The 15301-nt window shown below is 70.6% G+C and carries 19 protein-coding genes and 1 pseudogene; 11 read left to right on the top strand and 9 right to left on the bottom strand.

All coding sequences use genetic code 11. The features are described 5' to 3' along the window. Positions 1–87 precede the first annotated feature (87 nt). Complete coding sequence (locus ABT186_RS07645) at positions 88–339, bottom strand: hypothetical protein (protein WP_351234637.1); 252 nt, start codon at positions 337–339, stop codon at positions 88–90. Positions 340–353: 14 nt separating this feature from the next. On the opposite strand from ABT186_RS07645, the pseudogene ABT186_RS07640 reads away from it, so the two are divergent. After that, a pseudogene (locus ABT186_RS07640) lies at positions 354–473 on the top strand (NrfD/PsrC family molybdoenzyme membrane anchor subunit); the annotation flags it as partial. 132 nt (positions 474–605) lie between these two features. Here the strand turns inward: ABT186_RS07640 and ABT186_RS07635 are convergent. The 3 genes from ABT186_RS07635 to ABT186_RS07625 all read right to left on the bottom strand — a co-directional run bounded on the left by ABT186_RS07635 (position 606) and on the right by ABT186_RS07625 (position 3640). After that, entirely contained in the window at positions 606–1574 is a 969-nt protein-coding gene (locus tag ABT186_RS07635) for an SDR family NAD(P)-dependent oxidoreductase (protein WP_351924058.1), read from the bottom strand. A 326-nt stretch (positions 1575–1900) separates the two neighbouring features. After that, positions 1901–2563, bottom strand: a complete 663-nt coding sequence (locus ABT186_RS07630; protein ID WP_351234634.1) for an HAD family hydrolase — start codon at positions 2561–2563, stop codon at positions 1901–1903. A gap of 39 nt (positions 2564–2602) precedes the next feature. Further along, positions 2603–3640, bottom strand: coding sequence for a PHP domain-containing protein (locus ABT186_RS07625; RefSeq protein ID WP_351924056.1), 1038 nt, complete (start codon positions 3638–3640; stop codon positions 2603–2605). A gap of 183 nt (positions 3641–3823) precedes the next feature. On the opposite strand from ABT186_RS07625, the gene ABT186_RS07620 reads away from it, so the two are divergent. Beyond that, a complete protein-coding gene (locus ABT186_RS07620) occupies positions 3824–4063 on the top strand; it encodes a hypothetical protein (RefSeq protein WP_351924054.1) in 240 nt (79 codons plus the stop codon). A 158-nt stretch (positions 4064–4221) separates the two neighbouring features. Here the strand turns inward: ABT186_RS07620 and ABT186_RS07615 are convergent, their stop codons facing one another. Further along, positions 4222–5463 carry a lectin gene (locus tag ABT186_RS07615; protein ID WP_351924052.1) on the bottom strand — a complete coding sequence of 414 codons (1242 nt, stop codon included), beginning with the start codon at positions 5461–5463 and terminating at the stop codon, positions 4222–4224. Between the two features lie 231 nt (positions 5464–5694). Next, positions 5695–6126 (bottom strand): VanZ family protein, encoded by a 432-nt coding sequence (locus ABT186_RS07610; RefSeq protein WP_502973153.1) that lies wholly within the window; start codon positions 6124–6126, stop codon positions 5695–5697. 361 nt (positions 6127–6487) lie between these two features. Between ABT186_RS07610 and ABT186_RS07605 the strand changes: the two genes are divergently transcribed. From ABT186_RS07605 to ABT186_RS07580, 6 genes are read left to right on the top strand one after another with little or no spacing between them, the layout of a single operon-like run. Continuing rightward, on the top strand, positions 6488–6670 hold the full coding sequence (locus ABT186_RS07605; protein WP_351235477.1) for a hypothetical protein: 183 nt from the start codon (positions 6488–6490) through the stop codon (positions 6668–6670). Beyond that, positions 6667–7119: a monovalent cation/H+ antiporter complex subunit F gene (locus ABT186_RS07600; RefSeq protein WP_351235482.1), complete on the top strand. Its 453-nt coding sequence runs from the start codon at positions 6667–6669 to the stop codon at positions 7117–7119. The genes ABT186_RS07605 and ABT186_RS07600 overlap by 4 nt, the downstream gene beginning before the upstream one ends. Continuing rightward, positions 7112–7378, top strand: a complete 267-nt coding sequence (locus tag ABT186_RS07595; protein ID WP_351235475.1) for a Na(+)/H(+) antiporter subunit B — start codon at positions 7112–7114, stop codon at positions 7376–7378. Before ABT186_RS07600 ends, ABT186_RS07595 begins: the two co-directional genes overlap by 8 nt. After that, complete coding sequence (locus tag ABT186_RS07590; RefSeq protein ID WP_351235473.1) at positions 7375–8118, top strand: MnhB domain-containing protein; 744 nt, start codon at positions 7375–7377, stop codon at positions 8116–8118. Before ABT186_RS07595 ends, ABT186_RS07590 begins: the two co-directional genes overlap by 4 nt. Next, entirely contained in the window at positions 8115–8462 is a 348-nt protein-coding gene (locus ABT186_RS07585; protein ID WP_351924048.1) for a sodium:proton antiporter, read from the top strand. The genes ABT186_RS07590 and ABT186_RS07585 overlap by 4 nt, the downstream gene beginning before the upstream one ends. Then, complete coding sequence (locus ABT186_RS07580; RefSeq protein ID WP_351924046.1) at positions 8462–10222, top strand: complex I subunit 5 family protein; 1761 nt, start codon at positions 8462–8464, stop codon at positions 10220–10222. Before ABT186_RS07585 ends, ABT186_RS07580 begins: the two co-directional genes overlap by 1 nt. Before the next feature lie 11 nt (positions 10223–10233). Here ABT186_RS07580 and ABT186_RS07575 read toward each other — a convergent pair whose 3' ends face one another. Next, entirely contained in the window at positions 10234–10914 is a 681-nt protein-coding gene (locus tag ABT186_RS07575) for a DUF4230 domain-containing protein (RefSeq protein ID WP_351235470.1), read from the bottom strand. 140 nt (positions 10915–11054) lie between these two features. Here ABT186_RS07575 and ABT186_RS07570 point away from each other — a divergent pair, with 140 nt between their 5' ends. The 3 genes from ABT186_RS07570 to ABT186_RS07560 all read left to right on the top strand — a co-directional run bounded on the left by ABT186_RS07570 (position 11055) and on the right by ABT186_RS07560 (position 13620). Then, a complete protein-coding gene (locus ABT186_RS07570) occupies positions 11055–12248 on the top strand; it encodes a cytochrome P450 (RefSeq protein WP_351924044.1) in 1194 nt (397 codons plus the stop codon). 104 nt (positions 12249–12352) lie between these two features. Next, entirely contained in the window at positions 12353–13024 is a 672-nt protein-coding gene (locus ABT186_RS07565) for a hypothetical protein (protein ID WP_351235467.1), read from the top strand. A 101-nt stretch (positions 13025–13125) separates the two neighbouring features. Beyond that, positions 13126–13620 (top strand): YfbM family protein, encoded by a 495-nt coding sequence (locus ABT186_RS07560; RefSeq protein ID WP_351924118.1) that lies wholly within the window; start codon positions 13126–13128, stop codon positions 13618–13620. A gap of 57 nt (positions 13621–13677) precedes the next feature. On the opposite strand, the gene ABT186_RS07555 is transcribed toward ABT186_RS07560, so the two are convergent. Both ABT186_RS07555 and ABT186_RS07550 read right to left on the bottom strand, forming a co-directional pair. Then, on the bottom strand, positions 13678–14451 hold the full coding sequence (locus tag ABT186_RS07555) for a DUF2182 domain-containing protein (protein ID WP_351924042.1): 774 nt from the start codon (positions 14449–14451) through the stop codon (positions 13678–13680). Continuing rightward, a complete protein-coding gene (locus tag ABT186_RS07550; RefSeq protein WP_351235461.1) occupies positions 14448–15062 on the bottom strand; it encodes a DUF1326 domain-containing protein in 615 nt (204 codons plus the stop codon). The genes ABT186_RS07555 and ABT186_RS07550 overlap by 4 nt, the downstream gene beginning before the upstream one ends. Positions 15063–15301: the final 239 nt, after the last annotated feature.

The raw sequence follows: 15301 nt of genomic DNA, 5'->3' as shown, positions 1-15301 counted from the left end.
CCAGAACCCCGCTGACTCTCGGACGCCGCCAGGTCAGCGGAGCTGGGCGTGCACCGGGGATGGGGGGTGGGGGCGGAAAGGGCCCACTCAGGCGTTGGTGTCGTACGCCCTGCGCAGGACGGCGGCGAACGCGTCGTCGACGTCGCCGACCTCGGCGAGCGCGACCCGTAGCTCCATCTCGTCCCCAAGCCCCTTCGCCGTAAGCAGCCGCCCGCCCGGCGCCTCGCCCGGCAGCCGCAGTCCCACATCCACGTGGGTACGTGTGGTCGGCCGCACTCTGGCGAAGGTACGCCGGGGCCCGACCAGCGCCACGAACGTCTTGCGTGCCTGAACGGTCACCTCCGGCAGCTCCGCCGCCCGCCCTGCTCGCCGGCTCGGCGTTGACACGCTTCGGGGTGTTCGCGGCGGGGATCGCGTCGGCGGAGGACCCGCGGCACACGGTGCTGCCGCAGCGGGAGAGGGCGGGGACGTAGCCGTCGGCTTCCTGGGGGCGGCAGCCCCCAGGGAACCGCTGTCGGCCTGAACTGCCTTGTCCTCAAACTCCCCCAGGCTCTCGGCTCCGCTCGGGCAGGGGGACCCCCACGACGGGCTGAAAATTCAGCCTCTCAGGAGCCGGACGCGAACGCGTTGACGCCCGTGATCTCGGCCGAGACGTCCCACAGACGTGCCGCCTGCTCCGGGTCGATCGCCCAGTCCTTGACACCGCCGCGTGCGCCGTCCGTCGGCGCGGGCTCCGCGATGTCACAGTCCTCGCAGTACACCCCGCCCATGCCGTCGAGTTGCGGTGAGGTCGCGGCCCACACCTGGGTGGCCGCCCCCTGCTGAGGCGTCTTGAAGGCGTCGGGGTCCACCGGTGCGCCGGTCTCGTCGATCCAGCCGCGCTCGATCATCTCCTCCTGGGCGAGATGGCGCTGCAGGGGCGTGAGGATCCCGCCCGGGTGCAGGGAGAAGGCACGGACGCCGTGCTCCCGGCCGAGTTTGTCGAGGTGCACGGCGAACAGGACGTTCGCGGTCTTGGCCTGCCCGTACGCCTGCCACTTGTCGTAGCCCTGCCTCCAGTGCAGGTCGTCCCAGCGGATCCCGGAGAGGTGGTGGCCGCCGGACGACACGGACACGACCCGCGCCCCGCCCGGCTGAATCGCGGGCCACAGGCGGTTGACGAGGGCGTAGTGGCCCAGGTGGTTGGTGGCGAACTGCGCCTCCCAGCCGGGCCCCACCCGGGTCTCCGGGCAGGCCATGATCCCGGCGTTGTCGATCACGATGTCGATCGTGCGGCCGGAGGCGAGGAACCGGTCGGCGAAGGCGCGCACGCTCTCGAGGTCACCGAGGTCGAGTTCGTCCACCTCCACCCGGTCGAGGTCCGCCAGCGCCTGCTCGGCGACCGCCCGGCGGCGTGCAGGAACGACGACGTGGGCACCCGCCTTGGTGAGCGCGCGTGTGGTTTCCAGACCGAGCCCGGAGTAGCCGCCCGTCACGATCGCGAGCCTGCCGGAGAGATCGATGCCCTGGAGTACGTCGTCCGCGGTGCTCCTGGCGCCGAAGCCCGAGCCGATCTTGTGCTGTGCAGTGGTCATGCATCGACGCTACGAATTGGAGAGCACTCGAAGTCAAGCCGACGCCACCCGTGGCGCAGAGAGCAAAGAAGAGCCCCGACCGGACGGGGGAATCACGGTCGGGGCGGCCTGTGGTGGGCGCGGACGGCGGTCGCCTCTCGGCGAAAGGCTCCACAGGGCTTCAGCCGAACGATCGTCCCTGTGGACAGGAGATGAGGCCCGGGGACACTGTCCCGTCCGTCCCGCGGTTGGTTCAACGAGAAACTACCGGTGGGTGTTCCGGCAAACCGCTGTGTCCGACGTGATCTGAGTCACCGGCCTCCTGCCCGTCGACAGGGATCACGAAGCTAGGCGTCGGGCGCCAGTGGACTGTCCCCCAGCATCGCCAGCAGATGCGCCGGATCCCGGTAGATGGAGCAGGCCCCGGCCTCCTGCAGATCCGCCCGTGGAATGCCACCCGACAGCAGACCGATGCACGTCACCCCGGCGCGGGTCCCCGCCCGCATGTCCCACACCGTGTCGCCCACGAACACCGCTGCCTCGGGCGGTACCCCGGCGAGCTCCAGGGCGTGTTCCACGGGCTCGGGCGCGGGCTTGCCGGACTCCACGTCGTCCGCGCTCGCCGTGGCCCTGATGGCGTCGTCAGCCCCGATCGCGCGTCGCAGCGCCGACAGCTCGCGCCCGCCCGCCGACGTGGCGAGCACGACGTCCCAGCCGTCGTGGTCGAGCCGCCGCAGCAGCCGTCCGGCGTCCTTCAGTGGTGGCAGCCGGTCGAAGTACGTTCCGTACAGGGCCGTGTGCGCGACGACGAGCGTGTCGACCTCGTCCCGGTCGCGGCCTCCCAGCAGGTGGGCGATCAGATCCTCCGAGCCGAGGCCCACCGCCCGGTGGATGGCGTGCATCGGCACCTGGTGACCGGCCTGCCGGAACACCTCCCACCACGTCGTGACATGCAGATGATTGGTGTCGACGAGGGTGCCGTCCACGTCGAACACCGCCGCCCGTCCCATGGTTCCCAGCCTCCCTCATGTACGGGCACGGGTACCACTTCATGTGCCCGCCACACGCGCGGGCACCTTCCGCCCGCGGGTCCAGGCCAGCAGCTCGTCCACGGTCCAGGTGGTGATCACGCGCTCGGCGGGCACTCCGCACTCCTCGGCCCGGGCACAGCCGTGGATCTGCCAGTCCAGCTGGCCGGGCGCGTGTGCATCGGAGTCGATCGAGAACAGCACCCCGGCCTCGACCGCGCGATGAAGCAGCCGCCGGGGCGGGTCCAGCCGCTCGGGCCTGCTGTTGATCTCCACGGCGGTACCGGCTTCCGCGCACGCGGCGAACAGCGCGTCCGCGTCGAACTCCGACTCCGGGCGCCCACGCCCGGTGATCAGCCGCCCCGTGCAGTGGCCGAGCACGTCGGCGAGCGGATTACGGACGGCGGCGATCATGCGGCGGGTCATGGACCGTGCGTCCATGCGCAGCTTGGAGTGCACCGACACCACCACGATGTCGAGCCGGTCGAGAAGCTCAGGATCCTGGTCCAGCGACCCGTCGTCGAGGATGTCGCACTCGATGCCGGTGAGCAGCCGGAACGGCGCCCACTGCGCGTTCAGAGCGGCCACGACCTCCAGCTGCTCGCGCAGTCGCTCGGCGGACAGTCCGCGGGCCACGGTGAGCCGGGGCGAGTGGTCGGTGAGCGCCGCCCACTCGTGTCCGAGCCGCGCCGCCGTCCGGCCCATCTCCTCGATCGGGCTGCCGCCGTCCGACCAGTCGGAGTGCAGATGGCAGTCACCGCGCAGCAGCGCCCGCAGCCGCGCCCCGCCGGGTGCCGGCGCCGCCTCGCTCTCCTGCTCCAATTGCTCCAGGTAACCGGGGACCTGTCCGGCCAGGGCCTCCCGCACCACCTGGGCCGTCTTCGGGCCGATGCCCCTGAGCGACTCCAGCGTTCCGGCGGCCGCGCGCTCGGCGACCTCGCCCTCGGGCAGCGCGGCCAGTACGGCAGCCGCGGTACGGAAGGCCCGTACGCGATAGGTCGGGGCCCCGGCCCGCTCCAGCAGGAACGCGATCCGGTCCAGGGCTGCGACGGGCTCCATCGGCACCTCCTACCCCCAGCGTTGCCCAGGCACGTCCGGCCCGCACGGCGGGCGCGCACCGGGCGCCCTCGCCCGTCCGGGCCAACATGCGGGCGGGGCGCATCGGGCCGTGCGCGGGGCGGCCCGTGAGCGCTCGCGCGCCGCCCGGCCGCTGACTCGCCCGAATCGCTCTACCCTCGATTCATGACCGAAATCGCGAGTCCCCGTATCTCCCATCCGCGGATCATGGTGCTCGGGGTCCAGCCGGGCAACCCGCCGTTCCGGATCGTGGAGATCGACGGTCAGGTGGTTGCCGAGGCGAGGTCGCTCATCGACGTGCTGGCGGTGGCCGCAGAGGCCGGAATCGCCATCCACGACGTCGATGACCCGGACGTGGTCCGCTGGGTGGGCGGCGACAAGCTGACCTGGAGGTTGCACCACTAGCCGCTGGTCCCGTGCCGGCGCGGGACCGTTTTCTGCGCCACCGGGGCCGGAAGGGGTCCCGGCGCGCATTCCTGCGGCATTCATGGTGATCAACAGCTGCCCCCGCTTCCCAGGGGCTGCGAGGGGCGTCCGCCCGCGGCGTGGCCGTGGGCGGACGGTCAGCCGACCGTCCATTTCTGGTTGGCGCCACCGGAGCACGACCAGATCTGCAGCCGGGTGCCGTTGGCCGCGTTGTTGTCCGTCACGTCCAGGCACTTGTCCGCCTGCGGATTGACGATGTCGTGGGCCGCGGTGACGGTCCACTTCTGGTTGGGTCCGCCGGTGCAGTCCCACAACTGGACCTTGGAGCCGTCCGCCGTGCCGTTGCCGACCACGTCCAGGCACTTGCCCAGCGCCCGCAGCGTGCCGTCCGAGGCGACCGCCCACTTCTGGGCGGCGGTGCCGTTGCAGTCGTACAACTGAACGGGTGTGCCGTTGGCGGAGTTCGCCCCCGCCACGTCCACGCATTTGCCCGCGAGCCCGGTGATCGGGACGCCGGTGCCGGCCGGGCTGTCGCTCGTCGTCACCGTCACCGAGTCCACGACGAGCGTTTGCGGGAACACTGTGGAACCGTCGGGGTCGCCCGGCCAGTAGCCGCCCACCGCGAGGTTGAGGATCAGGAAGAACGGCTTGTTGAACACCCAGGTCCGTCCGCCCAGATCGGCGGGAGTGCGCCGCTCGTAGACCGTGCCGTCCACGGACCAGGTGATCGAGTCGGGCGCCCAGTCCACGGCGAAGGTGTGGAAGGCGTCCGCGAAGGCCTGGCCGCCCGGCAGCGAGTACGCGGCGCCGATGCCGCCCGACCCCGAGTAGCCGGGCCCGTGGATGGTGCCGTGGACGGTCGAGGGCTCGTAGCCGACGTTCTCCATCACGTCGATCTCGCCGCTGGCGGGCCAGCCGACCTGCCCGATGTCACTGCCGAGCATCCAGAACGCCGGCCACATGCCCTGCCCGCGCGGGATCTTCATCCGGGCCTCGACATGGCCGTACTGCGCCGTGAACCTCCCGGCGGTGTTCAGCCTGGCCGAGGTGTACTGACAGGTGCCGTACCAGCACTGGTAGCCCGCCGGATTCTCCCTGCGGGCCGTGATCACCAGATGGCCCTGGCCGTCCAGTGCTGCGTTGTTGCTGCCGGGCGTGTAGTACTGCCGCTCATGGTTGTTGACGTTGTCGCCGGTCTCGATCTGCCACTTGGAGGAGTCGACAGCTGCACCGGCGGGGCCGTCGAAGGTGTCGGAGAAGACGGTCGTCGCGGCCGCCGCCTCCGGAGCCGCGTGGGCCGGACCGGTGAAGGCCGAAGCGGCGAGCACCGCGGAGAGCGCGGCGAGCAGGCATCTGCGGACCAGACGTGGGGAGTGCATGACGCTCCCTTCCGTACGGCCGCCCGGGCGCGGGCGGGCCGACTGAGGTGGGGGGTGGCGGCGCAGCCGAGCGCGCCGACTGCGCCGGAAGGGTCCGTGGCGCATTGATTCGCCTCTTGATTCAAGAGGTGAGATAAGGGGGCGTCAAGACTCTGGTATGGAACGATAGTTGGGCGTGTTGGGCGCAGGGCCTTGCGGGGGCCTTGCGGAGGCCTTGCTGGGGCTGCCGTCTCAGGACGATTTGCTGCGCCGGGCGGCGTGCACCGCGCGACCCAGCCGTCGCCCCAGGAGCAGATAACCGAGCAGTGCGCCCGTCGTGTTGAGGATGACGTCGTCGATGTCGAACGCGCGCCCCGTGACGAGCGCACCCTGGACCAGCTCCACCAGCAGCATGACGACCGCGGTGGCCAGCCCCACGCGCAGGAGGCCCCGGGTGCCGGGCGCCAGAATCGGCAGCAGGATGCCGAACGGCACGCCGAGCAGGATGTTTCCGCCGATCTGCTTGACGGCGTCGCGTGTCTCGGGCTGGTCCAGATAGGCGCGCAGGGAACGGCCCGGATGCAGATTGCTGTGGACCAGCGCCCGGGACGCGGGCGACGGCTCCAGCGTCACCCGGGCCAGCGCGGCGGCGAACGCCACCATCGCCGCGAAGGCGAGCGCCATGACCAGCAGCCGTACGGGAAGCGGGAGCGGCCGTCGCCCCCGTGGGGCCGCCGCAGTCCGGCGGCGACCGGATTTCGCGGTACGCGTGCGTAACGCTGTACGTGCCATCCCACCCTCCCGGCTTCAACTTCCCTCTGAATAAAGGTGGTTACCCGGAACGTGGGCGCTGATGCCGGTCCGCGACGGGCCTGGGGGAGCGGTACATCACTGTTGAGACTGATGCGTGCGGACGGCGGTTTCCTCTCCCGTGAGAGGGGCACTCCGGGCAGCAGCCGCTCGCGCGCCGCCACTTCGCGGAACCCGTGCGGTGCTTGGATGACATAACGGACATTCCATAAGGTGGCGTGGACAGAGGTGGTGCATGAACGTGCGTACGACCCCTCGGGCCGCGCTGGAAATTCTTGTCCGGTGGGCCGGTCTCACCCTGCTGTGGCTCGTCCTCATCAGCACCGTCGACACCTTGGAATGGGTCGTGGGGGCGTCCTCCGCGCTCGTCGGCGCCATCGCGGCATGGGCCGCACGACGGGCGGTGGCCGCCCGGTGAACGGCTGGACCCTGACGGCCACGATCGCGCTCGGCTCCGGAGTGGGCGCCACGGTGTGGGGTGTCGCCACCGGGCCGCTGCGCCGACGGGTGGTCGCCCAGAACCTGTCAAGTGCGGTCGCCTGCCCCGGACTGCTCCTGCTCGCACAGGGCTTCATGCGTCCTTCGTACGTCGATCTCGCTCTCCTTCTCGCCCTCCTCGGCCCCGTGGGCACCCTCGTCTTCGCCCGGCTGCTCGCCGAGGACCTGGCCGAGGACCCGCCCCACGCCCGGGCCGTCACCTATGCCGTCGCGGCCTACGGAGCCGTGGTCGTCCTCGTCCTGTGCGCCGTCACCGGGCCCGGGCGGGCGATGGTGAAGCTGCTGGTCATCGGGGCACTGCTGATCGGCGGCAACCTCGTCGCCTCCCGGGCCCTGTCCGGCGGATTCACCGGGAGTCACCATGGATGAACCACTGATCGTCGTGGTCCTGCTGCTGGTCGCCACCTCGGCGACCGCGGCCGTCGCCGTCCGCGATCCCGTCCGCCAGGCCCTCGTCCTCTCCGTCCTCGGAGTCGCCCTCGCCCTGCTGTTCACGGTGATGCAGGCCCCCGACGTCGGCCTCTCGCAGCTCGCCGTGGGCTCCGCCGTGACCCCGCTCCTGCTGCTGCTCTCGGTGCGCAAAGTCAGACGGAGGGAGCAGGGCCGGGGCAAGGGGAAGGCGCGGTGACACGGCCCGCACGGCTGATCGTCCTGGCCATGGGCGGCGCCGGTCTGGCGGCCCTGCTCGTCGCGGCCTGCTTCGGTCTGCCCGGTTTCGGCGGTGCCTGGCACCCCTACGGCACCCGGGCCGTCCACGCCTCCCTGTCCCGCCACACCGCCAACACCATCGCCTCCGTCAACTTCGACCAGCGCGCCTTCGACACGCTCGGCGAGATGAGCATCCTGTTCGCCTCCGTCCTCGGCACCGTCGTCCTGCTCCGCCAGACCCATGACGAGAAGCGCGGGAAGCCCGAGCCGGAGGAGGTCGCGCCGCCCGTCCGCCGGTACGCGCTCATCGTCCTGCCCGTCGCCGTCCTCTGTGGCCTGTATGTGATCGCCCACGGCCAGCTCAGCCCCGGCGGCGGCTTCCAGGGCGGGGTCGTCGCCGCGACCGCCCTGCATCTGCTCTACCTCGGCGCCGACTACCGTGCCCTCGAACGCGTCCGGCCGGTCGGCCTGTTCGAGGCCGGTGACGCGCTCGCAGCGTCCGCTTACCTGGTCACGGGCCTCGCGGGCGTCCTCGCCGGCACGGCGTTCCTGGCCAACACACTGCTGCCGTACGGCACCTTCAACACCCTGTCGTCCGGCGGCATCGTCCCCCTCCTCAACGCCGCCATCGGCATGGAGGTCGCCTGCGCGGTCGTCGTCCTGCTGGCCCGGTTCCTGGACCAGGCCGTCGAGATCGAGGAGGAGAGCGGGACACGATGACCGTACTGCCGTACCTCGTGGCCGTCTGGATCTTTCTGACCGGCTGCCACGGCCTTGCGACCAGCCGCAACCTGATCCACGCCGTCGGCTGCCTGGCCGTGTGCCAGTCCGGCACCTATGTCCTGCTGCTCGCCGTCGGCTACCGCCACGGCGGCACCGCGCCCGTCTACTCGGACATCACCCCCGGCTCCCGGCCCGTAGTGGACCCGATCGTGCAGGCCCTCACCCTCACCGACGTCGTCGTCGGAGCCACCGTCACCGCCCTGCTCCTCGCCCTCGTCATACAGGTCTCCAAACGCCACGGCACCATCGACCCGGACGCACTGCGGGAGCTGCGCGGCTGATGAACCACCTGCTGCCGCTGCTCGTCGCCGTCCCCCTGCTCGGCGCCGGCCTGCTGGTCGCGGGCGGACGCCGGCTGCCCCGCGTCGCCGCCGAGAGCATCGCGTGCGCAGTCTCGGCCGGCACCGCGGGCCTGGCGATCGAGCTGTGCCTGAACTCCTCGCCGCCCCTGGTCGAATGGGTCGGTGCCTGGACGCCACGGAACGGCGAGAGCGTCGGCATCGTCCTCATCGGGAACGGCACCGGCCTCGGCATGGCCGCCCTCGCCTCCGTGCTGACCCTGGCCGCCCTCGCGTACTCCTGGCACTACTTCGACGAACCGCCCCGCGGGCACGCCGGCTCCTTCCCGGCCCTTCTGCTGCTGTTCCAGGGCGGCATGTGCGGATTCGCGATCACGGGCGACCTGTTCAACGCGTTCGTCTTCTTCGAGCTGATGGGCGCCGTCGCCTACGCCCTCACGGGCACCCGCGTCGAGGACGCCCGGGCCGTCCAGGGCGCGCTGACCTTCGGCGTCGTCAACTCCCTCGGCGCGTACGCCATGCTGATGGGCATCGGACTGCTGTACGCGCGCACCGGCGAACTCGCCATGAACCGCATAGGACGCGGGCTGGACGCCCACGGCGGACCCGACGTGCTGACCCTGGCCGCCTTCGTCCTCGTCCTGACCGGGCTGCTGGTCAAGGCCGCCGCCGTGCCCTTCCACTTCTGGCTGCCCGACGCGCACGCCGTCGCCCCGACCCCGGTGTGCATGCTGCTGTCCGGCGTCATGGTGGAACTCGGGGCGTACGGAGTCTGGCGCGTGTACGGCACGGTCTTCTCCGGACCCGGCGGGATCCCGGAAGCCTCCCTGGAGCGGGCACTGATCGTGCTCGGTGTCCTGACCGGAGTGGCCGGCGCTCTCATGTGCTGGTACCAGCGGCATGTAAAGCGGCTGCTCGCGTACTCCACCGTCGCCCACATGGGGCTGTTCCTCATCGGTATCGGCACCCTGAGCCCCGAGGCCGACGACGGGGTCGCGCTGTACATCCTCGGCCACGCCGGCGCGAAGGCCGCCCTGTTCGCCTGTACCGGCGTGCTGCTTGACCGGTTCGGCTCGGTCGACGAGCACGCGCTGCACGGACGCGCCCGGCCGCTGCGCGGGGTCGCGGTGATGTTCGTTCTCGGCGGGCTGGCCCTCGCCGGACTGCCGCCGTTCGGCACCTCCCTGGGCAAGGCGGTCATCGAGGAGGCAGTCGGCGGGCCGCTGACCATGCTGTACGTCGTCGTGTCCGCGGTCACGGGGGGTGCGGTGCTGCGGGTCGCCGCGCGCATCTTCTACGGGCTCGGACCCCGGCCACGGGGCGGATCCTCCTACGAGACCCCCGGCACCGGCGAGGAACCCGAGACCCGGCACCGGCTGCGCAGGATCCCGGACACCATGACCGCCGTACCCGCCCTGCTGCTGACCGCGTCACTCGCCGTGGGCGTGGCACCGGGCTTCGCCGGGATCGTGGCGCGCTCCGTGAACGAGGCCGGGTCCGGTGGGGCGGTCGCCTCGCCCCACTGGACCACGACCGGCGTTCTGCTCGGGCTGACCTCCACGGTCCTGGCGCTCGGTCTGGCCGCGCTCGCCGTCACCCGCCCGGAACTGCTCGGTGAACGGCGCTGGACGCTGCCCCTGCGCCATCTGCAGTCCGGGCACATCGGCGACTATGTGGCCTGGGTACTGGCGGGCGCGGCACTCCTCGGCGCGCTCGCCCTGCCGGGGGTCCTGGATGGCTGACGGGCGTGACCCTAGCTGCCGTAGGACACCTTCACCTCCTTGAACCCGAGGGACGTCAGCAGTCCGTCGAGCATGCTGGTGGTGTTCGCCTCGGCGCGGGTGGTCAGTTCGCTCTCCTTCGCGGCCTCGCCGATGTGCTGGACCGCCAGTTTCTGCACCGCGCGTTCGTTGTTGGGGTTGTCCGAGAAGAGGTCACCGATACGGTCCAGCAGACCCCGCTGCTTGGAGACCGCGTACGAGCGGTCGGGGTCGAGCGTGGGCTTGCCCAGCGCCGCGTGCGGCAACCGGAGCGTGGCGGACGTCCGGTCGCCGTTGACCGACACGTCCTGCTTGCCGACCTTGCCGAGGTCGACGTACGCGTCGACCGTGCCCGCGCCCACATACAGCGTGCGGGTGCCGCGGATCGCCGACGGCAGAAACCTGGAGTCCTTCTCCAGGTCCACGACCACCTGGAAGTTGCCGGAGGCGGCCTCGTAACGGCTCATGTCCTGGATCGACTTGAGGAGCGCGGGCCCCGACCGGTCGTGGGTGTCCGTGCCGAACAGGTCGCGCAGACCCGGCAGCACACTCAGCCGCAGCCCGGCGAACAGTACCGCGAGCACCGCGACGAGGGCGATGACCCCCTTGGCCCAGCCGGGCATCCGCCGCTGCACGGACGTCGAATCGGGCGCCTGCTTCGTGGACGTCGTCATGTCGACAGTCCTCCCTTCACCACGCAAGTGCCCGCCAAGTGCCTTGACAGAACGCGGCGTTGGCTGATTGCGGACGCTGACGGAGCACGAGTGGCGGTCTAGCGTTCGGTGGGTACGCCCCGGCGCACCAGGAGATCCGGATGACCGAACACAGCACGTCCCGGCCGCTCTGCCCGATGCACGAGGTGACCTTCCCCGAATCGGGACCACCCCGCCTCGCGACCCTGCCCATCGGCACGCCGGTCTGGGTGATCAGCCGGTATGCCGATGTCCGTCAGGTACTGATGGACTCCCGCTTCAACCGTAGTTCGCTGTACGAAAAGGACGCACCGCGTCTACTCGTCGTACCGAATCTGCTGGATGACCCGGACGGACTGGTGAATCAGGACGGTCCGGCGCACCAGCGGTTGCGGCACACCGTGCAGCGGGCGTTCACACCGCGGGCGATCGCGCGATGGCGGCCCTGGGTGTCCTCGGTGGTGGAGACGCTCCTGGACCGGTTCGCCGACCAGCCGCAACCGGCCGACATCATCGAGGGATTCACCCGCCCGCTGCCCGTGTCGGTGATCTGCCGGCTGATGGGTCTCGACCACGTGGACCGCGAGCGGATACGGCACTGGGCGGATCACGCCCTGTCCGGCGGGGCCCACACGGCGGAAGAAGTCACAGGCGCGATGCGGGAGTTCGCGTCCTTCGGTGCGGAACTGATCGCCGAGCGGCGCCGGGCGCCCGGGGACGATCTGGTGAGCATGCTGGTGGCGGCGGGGAGCGCGGATCCGGAGATCGGCGACCGGAAGCTGGTACGCCTGGTCTGCGGGCTGGTCGTGGCCGGTCATGAGACGACCATGACCGCGCTCGGAAACGCGGTGGTATATCTGCTCACCGAACGGCGCGGCGCGTGGGCGGGGCTCGCGAAGAGCCAGGCCGCGGCGGCGGCAGCGGTGGAACAGATCCTGCGGACGATTCCCCTGAGCGAGGGCCGGCTGCTGCCCGGTCTCATCCGGCGAGCGGTGGCGGACGCGGAGGTGGGCGGGGTGGCGATCCCCGCCGGCAGCGTCGTCGCGGTCGTCACCAACTCCGCCAACCAGGACCCCGAGGTCTACCCGCCCGGCCTGCCCGACCTCTTCGCCCCGCTCCCGGCACCCGGAGTGGTTTTCGGTGCGGGCCCTCACCACTGCCTGGGCGCCTGGCTGGCGCGTCTGGAACTCGAACTGGCCCTCCACCACCTCTCGGCACGCTTCCCGCACCTGCGCGCGGAGTTCACGACGGACACCATCGAATGGCGGGCGGGCCAGATGACCCGGAGTCCGCGACGGTTGCCGGTGGGGTGGTGAACATGGACGCGCCGAGGTGCGCCATTGCGCCCACCCCGCCCGGTGGCGCGGCACCCCGATGGGGGAATATCTGCTCAGCCATCGCCTTCCCGTGAGGGGTTGTCATGCGTTCCATACGCTCCGCCGCGCCGTCCGCACTGCTTGCCTGCCTGTTGCTGGCGGGATGCTCGTCCTCGCCCGGGGGGACGAGCGCGTCCAGGAGCGGGAGTCCGGCGCCGGGCTCATCGGCAACGGCGTCCAACGGGGACACGTCCGGTCGGGCGATAGCCGTTGGGGCGGGCCCGCAGAAGTCGTACACGGTGATGCAGCAGGCGCCGGCGCACAGCTGCCACTACCGGTACGAGAAAGGCGAGCCGCTGACGGACCCCAAGTGCACCCCGGGCGCCATATCCCCGGCGGTCACCCAGGCGAACCTGAAGTCGACGATATGCCGCAAGGGCGGTTACACCGGGGGCGTGCGTCCGTCGGCTTCCGTCACCGGCAAGGAAAAGAGGCTCAACGCGGCCTCGTACGGCTACACCGGCCGCATGGCGGATGCCGAGTACGACCACTTGATAAGCCTCCAGCTCGGCGGGGACCCCAACGACCCCCGCAATCTCTGGGTGGAGCCTGCGGACCCCGGTCACAAGAGCGGGGCCGGGGTGAACAACAAGAAGGACCCGGTGGAGACGAAGCTGCACACCGCGGTCTGCGCCGGCCAGGTCACCCTCGCCGCCGCCCAGCGCGCCATCGCCACCGACTGGACGACCGCCCTCAGCTCCCTCGGCCTCGGCTGAGCACGCTCGACAAGCCGGTCACGGCACTGAGGCATGCATCCAAGTCCGATACGGGCCCGGCCGTCGTTGTCAGTGTCCTCGCCTAGTCTTCGGCCGTGAGCATGATCGGTGAGTACCTGCGTGTCACGGCTGCTGAGCTTGACCGAGCGATCCAGGACCCTGACTGGGCGTTGGACTTCGTTGAAGAGGTCCAGGACGCCGAGGAGGAGTCGGAGCCTGCACCGGCCGATGCGCGGCACTTCAGCACGTACAAGACCTGGGACGTGCTCCGCTTCCTGCTGGCGCGCGCAGAGTTTCCCGTAAACGTGGTCCACGGCGAGGAGCCGTTCGCCGAGGACGAGGACTGGGGGTACGGACCTCCGCGGTACCTGCGGCCCGAGCGGGTCCGACTCGCGGCGCAAGCGTTTCAGACCACCACGTATGACGAGCTCATCGACGACGTGGATCCTGCCGACTTGACCAGCGCTGAGGTGTATCCCCTGCGGTGGGACGAGCCCGGAGCGCTTGAATGGGGGCGCCAGTGGTACGACGGCCTGACGCAATTCTTCGACGCCGCCGCCGTGGCGGATGACGCAATGCTCGTCTGGCTCGACTGACAACGGTGACGCACGATCTGGCATGGGCCCGGCACGGTTGCGGCTGCACGGCGCGTATCACCTGAAGAATACGGACGCCTGCATCCCGGTCGTGCCGCTGCCGGTGAGGTTGGGGGCCAGCAGGGGTAGCCAGAAGACGGCGATCGCGAGGGCGAGCGAGGTGACGCCGATGACGCGGGCGACAAGGGGACCCCTCGGCAGGAGTTTCTCAGCGGCGACGATCGTGGCCAGCGCCACCATGGCCCAAAGGTTCATCACACCGAACGCCGCGAACAGCAGCATCAAGGACCAGCAGCATCCCAGGCAGTACGCACCGTGATGCGCCCCGGCGCGCAGGTGGCGCCAGGGTCCGCGGTACGACGCGTAGCGCAGCATCAGGCCGATCGGTGAGCGGCAATGGGTGAGACAGCGGTCCTTGAGGGTGGTGAGCTGGTAGACACCGGTGATCGCGAAAACGGCGGAGGCCACCGCCGTCCCTGCGGTGGGATACGTGGTCGCGACCCGATCCGCGCCGACGGCCAGGGCGTATGCCGGCAGTCCGGCGGCGGCCCAGACCAGCACGTAGCCGGCGGTGAACGCGATCATGCGCGGCGCCCGGTGAACGGCGGCCGTCCGCGCGTACAGCGAGGCGACGGGCGCCGTGGCAGGCAGCATCATCGCGGTCATCATGATCGTCCATGTGCCCATGAAGGCAGGCAGGTCCCCGGCCATGGTCCGGGGCCCCATATTGCCCCACCGCAGTGCCACCCACGCCCAGCCCGCGGCCGCCGTGAGCAACACCAGCCCGGTGTAGTGCGCCCTGTGGCGGGCGAAGGTCGCTGGTCTGGTCACGCCGACCATGAGAAGGGCGCCGAGTGTGCGTTGTGGCCGGTGAAGTCCCAGGAGCGGCCGTGTACGTCATTGCCGATGGCCCGCGTCGACCGGGCGATCGTCAGCGTGTTGTTCGCCGGGTGGAACATGCCGGTCAGCTTCATCACAGGACCGTCCTCGCCGAACTGTGGGGCCACCTGGTCCTCGATCTCGATGTCGATGGTGTCCGCCACCCGCACCGTGTGGCGGCGACCGTCGTCGGTGAAGTCGATCGGGACACGTTCGACGCCGAGGACCTCGCCGATGAGGGGGACGAGCGCCGCCATCGGTCCGCCTGCCTGCCCGGAGAAGACCTTGCCCAGCGCGTCCGCCTGGCCGTCGTCGGCCGAACCGTCGACGTACAGCGCCACCTGCCAGCCGCCGTCGGCCATCACGCGGGGCGTGTCGGCGAAGACGACCACGCTGCGGTCCGACACGTCCACGCCGTCGACCTCACCCCGTGCGACGTGGAACGCGAGGGTCAACTGGCAGCGCTCGTTGTCGGCGGGTGCGGTGAGGCCTGAGGTGGTGCACGGACATACGGTGTCGCAGTTGCAGCTCTCGAGATATGTACCGTTCAGATTCCAAGCCATCTCTGTCCTCCTGCCTCGTTCACACGCCTGCCGGCGATGCGAAGTGGCGCCCATCCGACAGAGCGAAAGGCCTGATGCGGGGGCCGGCCACAAGATCGGCATCGGGAAAGCTCCTTGACCTCAACGGCCGCCCGAGTACTTCCCAGGCTAGTCCCGCACCCGCGCACCACGCTTGTCACGCGCGTCCTCGGGAACGGCCGTCCGGTGGGTGTCTCGGTCCGCACCGGCCGCCGCGACCG

The sequence above is a fragment of the Streptomyces sp. NPDC001634 genome, assembly GCF_040298185.1.
Taxonomy (GTDB): domain Bacteria; phylum Actinomycetota; class Actinomycetes; order Streptomycetales; family Streptomycetaceae; genus Streptomyces.
The sequence above is the reverse complement of the archived record's forward strand: the minus strand, read 5'-3'. Positions and strand labels throughout refer to the sequence as shown.

What these genes read in the sequence shown, in the direction of transcription:
- ABT186_RS07635 (WP_351924058.1), bottom strand. Translation starts at nt 1,574, where the DNA reads ATGACCACTGCACAGCACAAGATCGGCTCGGGCTTCGGCGCCAGGAGC.
- ABT186_RS07630 (WP_351234634.1), bottom strand. Translation starts at nt 2,563, where the DNA reads ATGGGACGGGCGGCGGTGTTCGACGTGGACGGCACCCTCGTCGACACC.
- ABT186_RS07625 (WP_351924056.1), bottom strand. Translation starts at nt 3,640, where the DNA reads ATGGAGCCCGTCGCAGCCCTGGACCGGATCGCGTTCCTGCTGGAGCGG.
- ABT186_RS07620 (WP_351924054.1), top strand. Translation starts at nt 3,824, where the DNA reads ATGACCGAAATCGCGAGTCCCCGTATCTCCCATCCGCGGATCATGGTG.
- ABT186_RS07615 (WP_351924052.1), bottom strand. Translation starts at nt 5,463, where the DNA reads ATGCACTCCCCACGTCTGGTCCGCAGATGCCTGCTCGCCGCGCTCTCC.
- ABT186_RS07610 (WP_502973153.1), bottom strand. Translation starts at nt 6,126, where the DNA reads ATGGCGCTCGCCTTCGCGGCGATGGTGGCGTTCGCCGCCGCGCTGGCC.
- ABT186_RS07605 (WP_351235477.1), top strand. Translation starts at nt 6,488, where the DNA reads ATGAACGTGCGTACGACCCCTCGGGCCGCGCTGGAAATTCTTGTCCGG.
- ABT186_RS07595 (WP_351235475.1), top strand. Translation starts at nt 7,112, where the DNA reads ATGGATGAACCACTGATCGTCGTGGTCCTGCTGCTGGTCGCCACCTCG.
- ABT186_RS07585 (WP_351924048.1), top strand. Translation starts at nt 8,115, where the DNA reads ATGACCGTACTGCCGTACCTCGTGGCCGTCTGGATCTTTCTGACCGGC.
- ABT186_RS07580 (WP_351924046.1), top strand. Translation starts at nt 8,462, where the DNA reads ATGAACCACCTGCTGCCGCTGCTCGTCGCCGTCCCCCTGCTCGGCGCC.
- ABT186_RS07575 (WP_351235470.1), bottom strand. Translation starts at nt 10,914, where the DNA reads ATGACGACGTCCACGAAGCAGGCGCCCGATTCGACGTCCGTGCAGCGG.
- ABT186_RS07570 (WP_351924044.1), top strand. Translation starts at nt 11,055, where the DNA reads ATGACCGAACACAGCACGTCCCGGCCGCTCTGCCCGATGCACGAGGTG.
- ABT186_RS07565 (WP_351235467.1), top strand. Translation starts at nt 12,353, where the DNA reads ATGCGTTCCATACGCTCCGCCGCGCCGTCCGCACTGCTTGCCTGCCTG.
- ABT186_RS07560 (WP_351924118.1), top strand. Translation starts at nt 13,126, where the DNA reads ATGATCGGTGAGTACCTGCGTGTCACGGCTGCTGAGCTTGACCGAGCG.
- ABT186_RS07550 (WP_351235461.1), bottom strand. Translation starts at nt 15,062, where the DNA reads ATGGCTTGGAATCTGAACGGTACATATCTCGAGAGCTGCAACTGCGAC.